At 54.5% G+C, this 11,779-nt stretch carries 9 protein-coding genes and 1 pseudogene; 7 read left to right on the forward strand and 3 right to left on the reverse strand.

From position 1 onward, the window contains the following. The first annotated feature begins 44 nt into the window (after positions 1–44). On the forward strand, positions 45–782 hold the full coding sequence (locus tag ACH2DG_RS10845; RefSeq protein WP_395026067.1) for a siderophore-interacting protein: 738 nt from the start codon (positions 45–47) through the stop codon (positions 780–782). A 19-nt stretch (positions 783–801) separates the two neighbouring features. On the opposite strand, the gene ACH2DG_RS10850 is transcribed toward ACH2DG_RS10845, so the two are convergent. Further along, entirely contained in the window at positions 802–1,587 is a 786-nt protein-coding gene (locus tag ACH2DG_RS10850) for an AraC family transcriptional regulator (RefSeq protein WP_395026069.1), read from the reverse strand. 106 nt (positions 1,588–1,693) lie between these two features. On the opposite strand from ACH2DG_RS10850, the gene ACH2DG_RS10855 reads away from it, so the two are divergent. Next, a complete protein-coding gene (locus ACH2DG_RS10855; RefSeq protein WP_395026070.1) occupies positions 1,694–2,500 on the forward strand; it encodes a sulfite exporter TauE/SafE family protein in 807 nt (268 codons plus the stop codon). A gap of 710 nt (positions 2,501–3,210) precedes the next feature. Here the strand turns inward: ACH2DG_RS10855 and ACH2DG_RS10860 are convergent. Together ACH2DG_RS10860 and ACH2DG_RS10865 are read right to left on the reverse strand one after the other, a co-directional pair. Beyond that, positions 3,211–3,483 (reverse strand): annotated as a pseudogene (locus ACH2DG_RS10860) (integrase core domain-containing protein); the annotation flags it as partial. Between the two features lie 80 nt (positions 3,484–3,563). Next, positions 3,564–5,375, reverse strand: a complete 1,812-nt coding sequence (locus ACH2DG_RS10865; protein ID WP_395026071.1) for a hypothetical protein — start codon at positions 5,373–5,375, stop codon at positions 3,564–3,566. Positions 5,376–5,649: 274 nt separating this feature from the next. Between ACH2DG_RS10865 and ACH2DG_RS10870 the strand changes: the two genes are divergently transcribed. From ACH2DG_RS10870 to ACH2DG_RS10890, 5 genes are all read left to right on the forward strand, one after another. Beyond that, entirely contained in the window at positions 5,650–5,802 is a 153-nt protein-coding gene (locus tag ACH2DG_RS10870; protein ID WP_395026072.1) for a hypothetical protein, read from the forward strand. Between the two features lie 109 nt (positions 5,803–5,911). Continuing rightward, on the forward strand, positions 5,912–6,091 hold the full coding sequence (locus ACH2DG_RS10875; RefSeq protein WP_395026074.1) for a hypothetical protein: 180 nt from the start codon (positions 5,912–5,914) through the stop codon (positions 6,089–6,091). A gap of 1,597 nt (positions 6,092–7,688) precedes the next feature. After that, positions 7,689–9,281: an AAA family ATPase gene (locus ACH2DG_RS10880; RefSeq protein ID WP_395026075.1), complete on the forward strand. Its 1,593-nt coding sequence runs from the start codon at positions 7,689–7,691 to the stop codon at positions 9,279–9,281. Further along, positions 9,274–10,230 carry a hypothetical protein gene (locus ACH2DG_RS10885; RefSeq protein ID WP_395026076.1) on the forward strand — a complete coding sequence of 319 codons (957 nt, stop codon included), beginning with the start codon at positions 9,274–9,276 and terminating at the stop codon, positions 10,228–10,230. The genes ACH2DG_RS10880 and ACH2DG_RS10885 overlap by 8 nt, the downstream gene beginning before the upstream one ends. A gap of 434 nt (positions 10,231–10,664) precedes the next feature. Continuing rightward, positions 10,665–11,231, forward strand: coding sequence for a hypothetical protein (locus ACH2DG_RS10890; protein ID WP_395026077.1), 567 nt, complete (start codon positions 10,665–10,667; stop codon positions 11,229–11,231). Positions 11,232–11,779: the final 548 nt, after the last annotated feature.

Consider the following 11,779-nt stretch of genomic DNA (forward strand, 5'->3'; position numbering starts at 1 on the left):
CATCCACGCCACCGACAACAACTTCTCGCATGCAGGAGTACGCCATGCTTGAGACTGCCTCGAAGCCACACACCAAAAAAGCCCTGGGAATTGTGCAGGCCGTCCATTCCATTACGCCGCATATGCGGCGAATCACGGTGGGAGGCGAAGGAATGGCCGAGCTTCTCGACACCGAGGGCATCAACGACCCTGCTGCCTGGGTGAAGGTCTTTCTTCCTTCTGGCGAGGGCCGCGCCTACACCGTGCGAAGCATTGATTTCGCAGCGGGCACCCTGGATCTGGATTTTGTTCTGCATGGCGCAGATACCAGCTCTGGCCCCGCCTCTGCCTGGGCCTCTCACGCATCGGTTGGCGAACACCTGGGGATTGCCGGGCCACGCAGCGGCGGGTTCCTTCTACCCGGCAATGCAAGCTGGGTCATGCTGGCGGGAGACGCAACCGCCCTACCCGGCATTCAGAGCATTGCCAGCCGATTGCCCGCTGATATCAACGTCAAGATCTATGCCGAGGTGTCTTCGCCAGAAGATCAGCAGCCAATCGACAGCCCGGCAAGACTGCGCACCCAATGGATCCAAGCACAGCCGGAGCCCGGCCTCGCCCTGTGCCAGTCGCTGTTACACCGCCCATTGCCGACAGGGGCCGGCTATATCTGGATAGCGGGAGAATCGGCTGCCATCCGGAGACTGAAAATGCACTATCTGCAGGAGCGGGACATTCCTCGCCACTGCTTCAGCGCCAAGGGATACTGGAAAGCCGGAGAGGCCGATCACCGAGACGCATAGCCTGCCAGCCACCCGGAACTCACGGATTCGCGCCTGACGGTGCCGGCCGGATGAAATCGCTCGGCACCCGCCCGAGCCGCTTGCGGAACATCGTCGAAAATGCACTGGGACTGTCGTAACCCAGATCAAGCGCCACCTGTGTGACCGATTGCCCGGCCGTCAACCTGGGCAAAGCAGCCAGCAAACATGCCTGCTGCCTCCAGGCACCAAAACTCATTCCGGTCTGCAGCCTGAACAGCCGGGTGAAGGTGCGCAAGCTCTTGTGCAATTGATCCGCCCATTCCTGAGGTGCAGCCTCAATGTGCGGAGATTTCAAGAACGCTTTGCACAGCCCTGCAAGCGCCCGATCCTGTGGAATCGGTGCAAACAGCGGCATGGTCTGTGCCAGACGCACCTCGTGCAAAAGCAATTGCGCCAATGCGCCGTCTCGCCCCTGCTCGTCATAGAAGGCCGGCATAGCCAGCGACGCCAGGAGCAACTGATGCAGCAGCGGAGTGATCACAAGGGTCTCGCAACGTGCGCTCGACCTCGGTGCGGCAACAGGTTCGATATACAGGCTGCGCGTGCTGACGCCCTGCATACGCACCCGATGCCGCTTGCCCGCTGGAATCCATACCCCGCTATAAGGGGGAATGACCCACGCGCCATCATCAGTTTCCACTTCCATCAACCCTGTCATTCCATAAAGCACCTGTGCACGACGGTGGATATGGGTGTCCAGCAGTGTGCCGGGCGGATAGTCAGTGCCAATGGCCAGCAGAGGCCGCGCCACTGCATCCACAGAATCAAGAGAAATGTTGTGCATCGGAACAGTCTGGCTTAAATGCAAGGATCATTGGCCAATTATCGAATGCCGGCCAAATCATTTCTTTCTATCGTGGAGCTTTGCAACATCTCGATGACTGCCTCCCATGTATTTTCTGCTTTTGCTTTTTGGTGTGATCGCTGGCGTTACCACGGTCTTGTTTGGTTTTGGAGGCGGCTTTGTCGTCGTTCCTGTTCTGTACTCGGTGCTCTTGGCTGTGTACGGCGCTGATAGCGAAATGGGTCGGGCCGCCATGCATATCGCCGTCGCCACTTCTACCTGCGTGATGGTTTTCGGGGCCGGAATGGCTACGCTGCGGCACCACAAGGCAGGCACCGTGCAATGGAAGCAGGTGCGCCCACTCGTGGGCTACATCGCCCTTGGCGCGGTTCCCGGCGCCATTGCCGCGCTTATGTTGAGCGGAAACTGGGTACGCTGGGCGTTCATCATCTATCTAGGGCTAACCATCCTTGACAGCCTACTTCGCCCTGGCTTCACACGGAGTGCGTCACTCCAGATTCGCCCTCTGGAAAAATCCGTAGCGGCCATGGCCGGCCTGTCGATTGGCGCAATCGCCGCGTTTCTGGGTGTGGGCGGAAGCGTGATGACCGTTCCACTGATGCGCCGCCGCGGTGCCACCATGACAGCAGCAACGGCTGCCGCCAACCCACTGTCGCTGCCGATGGCCATCGCGGGTTCGGCCACCTATGCACTGCTCGCATGGCACGCAGCACCGGTGGCAGCATGGCATGTCGGGTATATCGACGTGCGTGCCTGCATGACTTTGGTACTGGGTTCGTGGGTTGGCATTCGGCTAGGCTCGCTGTGGATTGGCAAGATCCCCGACAGCATTCACGCCAAGGTCTATGTCGCCTTGCTGTGCACGGTTCTCGTGGTGATGTTGGCAAGCTAGCTCGGTGTACAGCAGCCAATGGGACTACGGAGACAAACCCCTCTGCCGCCCCTCCTTTGCCGAAGAAACTCCCGCCGCCTCTGTAAGCGCCGAGGTTCCCCAAAACTCCCCAAGAGCCCCAAGGTCACCCACCTTCCCCCTCGGCATTGTTTGTAACTATCGATGATACAAAAGCAAAGCCATGCCCTATACTGGAGCCTCTTCATGGACAGACTTTGGCCCGCTTCTGGCGGGCTTTTCTTCGTTCCACGCATCCTTTCTGACGCACAGCTTACAGCTTACTTTTGTTAAAACAATTACCAAATTTTATCGATAGACATCATTTATGATTTCAGCGCTTCTGAGGGAAAAGAGGAAGAAGCATTTCTGAGCTAGTCCATCACTGTGCCCGCATTGAGCGGGCTCTTTTTTGTCAATTGATGACATATTTCTCTTTGACCTCGCTTATCAGGCGCCGAAGAAACGATAAGATGAACCTAACGGTTTGTGCCGAGTTCGTGCCTCTCCTCCCTCCCTCTCTTTATTTGCACGAGATCCTTGAGTAATCAAGGTCGGCTTTTTCTAGTGAGCTTTTGCCACCTTTGGGTGGCATTTCTTTTTTCTGTCGCGCACAGAAAGTGCAGAGTACGCATCGGGCCGAACCTCTGTCTCAGCAGCACAGCGGGATCTCACTAAGGTGTCGGACTGCTGCCGGTTTCGTTGACACCTATCTAAGCTTCTTGAGCTGGTTCGAGCTGCACGGGACTGACGTAGCCCACCGTCGAATGCCGACGCGTTGGGCTGTAGAAGCGCTCGATGTAGTCGAACACGTCGGCACGAGCCTACTCCCTGCTGCGGTACACCTTCCTGGCCTTGTGCTGGGTCTTCACTGAGCTGAAGAAGCTCTCCATCGCCGAGTTGTCCCAGACCTCACCTGCTCTAATCATGCTGCAGGTGATGTCCTGCTCGCGCAGCAACTGCTGAAAGTGCGCGCTGGTGTACTGACCTGTGCAGAAAGCGCTAGGTCAATACAGCCTCGCCTTCGGCCCAGAGATAAAAAAGCCACCTGCTGGTGGCTTCTTTGCTAGCGTGTATATCTGCGAAGACGACTTACTCCACATAGAGTTAGGATCAACGATAACGCTACTACCGCCCACTGTTGCAACGATGGCACCGACGTGGGAACACTTGGCACAGATTCGGCCTCTATGGTCAAAGTTACGGACGCAAGGCTACAGGCAGTTGGATCAGCTACAGAACACAACTGATAGCTCAAGGAATACTTTCCAGCGGGAGTCCCCTTGGACACAGAAATTGCCCCATCAACAGAGATTTGGATTCCATTCGGCCATGCTCCTTGAGAGGTGGCCTGAGCATTGGCTGCAGAGGCAGAGCTACCATTTATTGTGTCATTCGCGAGTACAGATGGCAGGGAGCCACCGCTTGAACCCTTGACTGGAATAGAGGAATAGTCATCATTTGCAGCTTGTACATTAATTGCCTTCACAGTCAGGGTGGCAATTGCTGTTTCACAAATTTGACCTCTTGGAGGCAGCATGCAAATCTGATAGGTCAACGCATAGTCACCAACAGCAGCCTTCGGCGCCACTGCAATTATCCCATCTCCATTGATTGATATTTCTGCTGGCCAAACCCCTTGCTGCGTCAATACTGCATTTAGACTGGAGGCAGTAATGCCATTGACACGGTCGTTAGCAAGCACGGATTCTGTGGTGCCCCCGACAGCAGCAAAGAACGGCGTGGCTGTAAAATCATCAATGACTGCATCCACTGTCGGTCCTTGAACGAGGATACTCGCAATATTGACCACACAGGACTGTGTATTTGATTTTTGGCAAATTCGATACGTCAATCTGTAAACGCCATTGGCTACAGAAGGCTGGACAGTGATTACCCCGGAGCTCGCTACTAAATCAATGCCAGGCTCCGCCACTCCTGAAGCATTTAGTACGCTTCCAACCCTTGCCATGTTCACATTGCTTATGGTTGCAGCAGTAGCACTAAATCTATTCTCTTGATCATTCAAAAGAACAGACATCGTCTGCATAACTACACCCATATTGTATACAGAAAAGACATCAGCTTCAGCTAGTGGGCACGTGGATATAACTTCCCGACCCTGCAGAATATTTGCGAACATTTGAGCCAAAGCAAGATTCTGTACGGGCATTGCGGCGCCAAAGCCGGGCCCGTAGAAATTTATGTCCCCCAGAACCACCAGCCTCCCTGCTCCTGCGTTCAGATCTGTCTCAGGAAAAAAGGCTGCAACTGTACTTTCCAGGTTGTCGGAAGATACAACAATTTGATTCTGAGTCTTTACGCCCGAGGTCTCACGATACGCAGAAGTACTCACTGCACGGCACAGCCCCTCACCCCCATAAGCCCCCGCGACTGCATTGTTTATCAAGGCTTGCCCCCCACTCCTGATCACAGTGTGATCAAAATTGGCAAGAACTGATGAAGGCTTGACGACAGTGGCCAGTATGTCTTTGACAAACATTGCAGCCGCACCACAGCAGCTCACCTCGGTCTGCAGGTAAACACGTCCTCCACTGCTCAAGTAGGAAATGATCGATTGCTTGAGGGCTGTTCTCTGGGCGACGCGGCTCATGTCTGCATCATTCATAAACACCCACACTTGATCATAGCCATTGGCTGCATCCTGAGCGCTAGTAGCTAGCGTTGACGGATATGAATTGACCACGACAGTTACTTGGTGACCATCACTCTCCAGCCCACTTTTCAAATTTGAATTCGGCTGCATGAATTCGCCATAGAGATTCAAAATTAAGATCTTTTCCGCATATGCAAGCCCTCCTAGAAGGTTCGCAGCGAGAAAGAAGACCAAAAAAAGTAGCTTTCTGATTGAGTGCATATGATTCCATTGTTAAATGTCAAATTTACATTTGCGAATCATTCTAACAATTGTTAGCTACCTTTTTTTGCCCGTTGTCACCTTGGTTGAATCACTACACCTATCACGAAGAAACAATGGTCGCACCCGGGCTGTGCCCCCTTCTTCCACAGGCATCATTGCTCCCACAACCGCCCCAGGGCGGTTTTTTGTTGGATGTCGCAAAATATCTGTACAAATAAACAGCTCTTGAGAACACTCTTTACTGTGTATCCCACCAGTGTAGGAGTGTGTCATGGAAGCCATCATCAGCGTGCAACTGCAAGACAGTCCATCGAACATTGAGGCACAACACCAGCGTCAGGCGGAGGCACGATTCGAGCTGGAGCTGCGCAAGTCTTTCCCCAATGATGAGGCGCTGAAAGCACTGCTCGTAGCGCCTGGCTAATCAACACCCCGGGTCGAACCAGTATGGGCGACCTGCTCATTGCAGGCCGAAACGCTTGCCTCCCATTAGCATCCAAGCTGATGTGGACCGTGCCGGGGAGTTCCGCTCCATGCGCGACATCAATCTCGAAATTCGACAGCTCAATCTTTCTGCGTATAGACCCCTTCACTATGTGTTACAGCGCGAACAAGAAGCCTATGACCAGAAGTACAACACCCAAATTCGTGGCGGTGACAGCTTCTTCTGCCAAGCGGACCGTGAAGAAGGCCTGAACATGCGGATCCACTAGCGCGCGTTAATCGAGCGGTCATGGATGACGCGCTGAACGATGGGCTGATCGAGAGCAATCCATTCGACCGGATTGCCCTGGTGAAGCTCGACAGACGAGCAAAGCCAGCGACTATGTGATCAGTCCTTTCACACAGGCGGAGCGTGAAGCAATTCTTCGCGCCTGCCGGGTAGACGAGCGGCCTGCATTTCAATTCTGGTTCAACACCGGGTTTGGCTAAATTCATCCACGCTAAAGCCATGGGCCACTGATGCCCAGGTTCGCAAGAATGCGTGGCTGCCGATCATGAAGCGCTCCGGCATCCCGTACCTCCATCCATATCAAATTCGGCACACCTATGCGTCCACACTTCTGACCACAGGCGCCCCCCAAGGTACGGTGCCCAGCAACTGGAGCATGAAGATGTGGAGATGGTCTTTCGCACTTACGGGAAGTTCATCCCAGAGGACTTCCAGAAGCCCAAGACCAACCTGAAGGCCGTGAAATGAGATCGGTATGATTTCCGTGTGATTTCGGTGTGATTTTCTGGACAATTCCAGACAATCAAACAGGCAAAAAACAACGCCACACAGAGGCATTTCTCTTGTGTGGCGTTGTGCTGTATGGTGGCTGGCGGGAATTGAATGAAAGTCTCGAGACCCCATGAAACCTAGCATATTTCACTTCAATTTTGCCGATTGTTCCCCCATTTGTTCCCCCGCTTTGCTATGATTTTTGAAATCAGATAGTTACGCGCCGAACTTCCCAACCTACATGAACACCTCGGAGATTGAAGTGGCCCCAGGGAGCCAGGTCATGGAAACGGGGAAGTTTGACCCTATTCTGCCTGGGCCCAGGCTTAGTCACAACCAAGTTTCCATGCACTTGCTGAAGCCTCAAGAGGTAGTTCTCGCAGCATCTGCCCTATCCCAACGTCTGTCCCCAGGGTCACAACAACCACCGTAAGCTCCCCACGGACGCTAGCAACCTCCTCTGGGATCTGCTTCAGAAATAGCTGCGTACTCCGACTGACTTGACCGCATGCGCCGGTTATGGCTGACCAATCCTCTGGTCGTGACCGGCTGCGTTCGGCCGTAGCAGCCCTTGGAGTTGTTCCTGCAAGGGACTGCTTTTGGTTGCGCGAGCGGTCTGTCGTTGGATGGCAGACTTGATAGGGCAGTGCGATAAACCGAGGGTACCCATCAGCGGTCCTTCGTGTCGGCCAGCGATCGACCCACAACTGCCCCTCGATCGCCTGTTTCGTTGGCGACCGCTTCCAAGGTGCAACAGACGCTCAGGCGATTGAGCCGATCGGTCGGATATCGGCCAGCGGCCCGTCAGCGCACTTTCATGTTTGACCACTGAGATTGGTTGCTGACTGGCCCAAAGACTTTGCGCGCCAAATTCCACTTGGTAATGACGTCGCATCCAGTCCGACGCAGATCGATGCGACCCATTGCTCTTCCTCTTTGCGTAAGCTTCGCTGGCTCGGCAGATCATGGGGTGAACATGCTGGCCGAATTTTTGGCGGAAACTAATATTCCCACCGCTTACGGCTTGTTATCATCACGAGAACGCAAGAGCAATATAAGGGGAAGCGGTGGTAAAGCCAGTCGTCTTGGCGTTTGTCATCCAGCACTTGAAAACTAACGCGATCTCGGTCCTGTCACTGACATCGGAGTACACGTTTTCGATAGTTCCCAGGGCACGCGGCCAGCGCGTTGGGCCAACGATTCAGGTGCTCGCCAATGAAAGATACCTCGATTCTGGAGTGCAGCTTTCCGTGGACTCGCTCACAGTCGTCTACGGAGAGAACGGTGAGGGAAAGACTACATTGCTGCTGGATGTATGCCGCACGTTGACGCCATATGGTCGCGAGCGGCCGCTCGGCACCATATGGCGCGACGAATCTGGGGTCGTTCGTCTTGATCCAGGTGTTCGCCAAGAAGCACTTCGTCTATCTGGCCCCTTGACTGCCGACGAAACCACGCGGCCTAAGGAGCGGTTCGGTACTGTCTTCTATACGACATCACCGTTCGAGTCGGCCCGGCGACGAGGGCTCGCCTTCGGTCGCACGATTGATGTAACGCCATCGTTTGGTACGAATTCCTTTAACGGGACGTCGCTCTGCCAAGCCGCTGGTTCGTTGCCAAAAGACATCCCTTTCATTCGCCGTGCACGGGTCCAGCTCGAAATATCTGAACACCTGGACATCGACGAAGAAATCGAGAAATTCGCGTCGACCTTGTTTCCCGCGGACATAGCCGAGGCGACATCAAGCCGGAAATCGCGCTTATCGAAGGAGATCGATCGGCTTAAAGAATTCGCGAGTGGTCTCAGTCCACGGACGAGTTCCCTGCTTGCTATTGAATTGCATCGGACGAGGCTGGATGGGCCGAAAGCGGCAGAGTTTTTTCTTCTCGAGATTGACCGCAACGAAGAGCCGCCAGGTAGTAAAAACGTTGCGGTCGTCCGATTTCTCCGCAACCGAGGCGAACGATCAAGGGGGCTTATAACAGCGCCGCATATTCTCAAAGCAATGGAGCAGTTGAAGAAGGCCGCTGCGGCTGAAATGCCCAAAGAATTGCTGGCTTATTCCCGATTACTCCGCTCCCTTTCGCCAATGGTCATTGCTGGGTTGCAGGAAGCAGAAAATCTCGGCCTTTTGCGTTGGAACTTCCTTGAGCTCAGCAGCGGCCAGGTAGCGTTGTTGATGCTGTTTGCATCGCTTAGTGCCGCGCTGGAGACCCTTCGAAAGAAAGGCACTCGATCGATTGTGCTCGTGGTCGACGAAGGCGAGATGTTTATGCATCCCGCATGGCAGCGGAAGTATCTCCGTGATCTTTTGAAGTTCATCGAGCACTACCGAGCCTCTTTCGGGGAGATCCACCTGATTTTGGCTACTCACTCTTTAATCGTCGCAGGGGACGCGCCGCCAAACAGGCTTTTCGACGTGAAGTCGGGCGAGATGCGAAACGGCTTCGCGTACGGACCCAAGGAGATTTTGACAGACGTGTATGGAGTGGACGAGTTCTCCGGGAATATGGCGGAAGCTCTGTACGAAAAGATCGTGGCGTTCTTGCGCACGACTGCGCCCCTCATTGAGCGTGAGAAGGAAGTGGAAGGACTCATCGAGCAAATCGCCTCACCTCAGCTTCGAACTTACCTTCTCGGTGAGCTTCAGCGGCGGAGGCAGCATCGACATGCTTAAGTTGAAACCTCTGCCTCAGGCAGAACAAGAAAAACACTTCAAGCTGCTGAGGGTCAGATTTGACACGCAGGTGTCCAGTTCCGTGATCGCTGTCGGCAAGGACCCTTATGACCGGTCGTTGATCGATCATATTAAGAATTCCTTGCGAGTCGTCCTTCTCGGCACGCCAGCAGAAATTGAGGCTTTTGCCAGCGATGTGGTTAACAGGTTCCCGGCGTTTTCAGCTTACGCCGTTAGTCGTAAGAAGAGCACTTATCCCAATCATGTAACGCACAAAAACACGCTGACAATCATTAACAAGTGCCTCGACTACGAGTGGTTCTGCCGCCAGGAAAATGGTTGGGGCGCATACGCTCTGGTTCAAGCCTATCAAGTTCGAATCTGCCCGTACTGCCAGGCCAATCACGTCAACCTGCACGTCGAGAAGGCCAAAGGTGTGAGAGGCGCCGCGGCGTTTCAGTTGCGGCCACCGTTGGACCACTACCTGCCGAAGTCCGCCTATCCATACTTGGCCGTGTCCCTAAGCAACCTCGTGCCGTCGTGCGCTCAGTGCAACTCGGGTGTTAAGACTGCAGGAGATCCACGCGGTAAAGGTTTCGCCCACCCGCTTGACACCACGAAGATCTCAGTTCAGTTTTCGTCTAGGGGAACGCTTCGAAAGACGCTCAATGGACCGCTCCAAGCTAATGATGTGGTGCTCGCGTTGAAGGGGGCGGATGGTCCGTCCGCTAGCCATGTAAGGGAGTTTCGGCTGCAGGAGCGGTATGACTGGTATCGTCACGAAATCAAGGACTTGCTCGATCGAGACGAGCAGCACCGAGATCTCAACGGTAAGTTGCGAAGCGTTATCCCTCGAGAGCTCTATGTGCTGGGCTTCCTTGAAGCAAATGCAGAGGAGCGCGCCATAGGGCTCTGTCTTCGTGACATCTACAGGGAGATCTCTCCCTGACCCGAAGATCCTAGTAGGGGGCGAGCGGGGCTTGGCTGCGACGCGAGCCCCGTGTCGAATGTCCTTGACTGGATTGCCCGATGGAGGTCCACTGCTGAATGCGGACCCGTCATTCGGTTGTACTGCGAAGGTTTATGTGATCGGCGGCAGATGGTCGAACTGGGCCCGACGATGATCGGCACAGTCCGACCCAGAGCCGTCCTTCGACGAAATGCTTTAAAGCGGCCAGTCGGAGCTTAGGCTATAGTGTTTGTAACAATTGTGTATGTGATCGATCTTCCTAGCATGTAATAGGTGCCAAGCACTCCTCAAAGCTGGACTGCAAGCACTTTTCGCGCGTATCGGATCCACCGTTTTAGATCGCAGGCGATATGGCCAGAGAATTGCTGCGGCCTTCCTTAGTCCAGGTTTACCAAACAACATTGAGAAAAAATATGAGTACCCTGATGGAGCGACTAGTTGCAGGCCTAATTGCAGGTGCAACTCTGGTAGGTGTAGGCATGGCTTGCGTCGCTTATGGTCACAGCAACGGTAAAGACACAAACGATGGACTCGTTAACTACCTACGAGAGAAGAACCAGGAGTTTGAAAAGACAGAGGTCCAGCTCCGCTCGGAAGTGTCGTCACTGAAGCTCGAGCTTCAGGGGGCCAAGAGTGCTGCGGCAGCGTACCCTATGGCTGCGCCGGGTTCGGCGTCGAGCGACCTCGCAACCAAGCCTTCGCCTAGCATTAATGTGCAGCGAGTCACCCTAAAGACGGGAGAAACGGCACAACTCTTTGGTGGCAAGATTGCTATCTCTTTGGTGGGGATCAAATTTGAAGGAGATCCCCTGCGCCACAAGGTCATTGGCGTAATTGGCTCACTTGGCAAGCAGAACAAACCCATGGACTCAGTCGACGTGGGATTCGCAGTGGTGTTCGAGGGGCATGAAGTACGGCTGATTAGTAGCGACACATTCACTGCCACATTTTTAGTGACCCACATGGACGAGAAAATCTAACCTTTCGCTTGCGCGGACCAGGGCTAGCTTCGCTGGCTGTTCCGTTTAGTTTAGGCGTTTAGTGACCGCTTTCTCCTGATGTCGCCAGCCGCTTCTGGCCGATTGATGACGCCCCGCACCCGTTGACTGCCTGTCCTCAACTGGACTCTCAAGGCGCAGCCCCGAAAGTCAGCTTTGCGGTGCTGCGCCCACTGGTAGTTAGGCCCGGCTTCGGCCAGATGCGGTCTGTCGCGACCGACTGGTTTGGGGTTGCCTAACTAACTTTCTGCGAGCCGCAGACGCTGGGTATGAATGTTGCCGGGTGACACTACGACTCCTTTATCCCCGCGGCCGTCGGACTTCTGTTGCTTTTGACTGCTTGGCGAAGGGTGCTGCGGTTGCGACGTGGGTAAACAATGGTGTTCGCTGCATCGGCCGCATGGTTGGGGTCGACGGACTTGCTCCCCGTAGGACGTACCAGCCACACAGCATCACTGAGGCCAAGCGCCCCACGCACGACTGGAACTCGCCACTGCACTTCATTGCCACGATAATGGCTGCCGTTCCTC

The organism is Comamonas odontotermitis, assembly GCF_040396735.1.
GTDB lineage: Bacteria > Pseudomonadota > Gammaproteobacteria > Burkholderiales > Burkholderiaceae_C > Comamonas > Comamonas odontotermitis_C.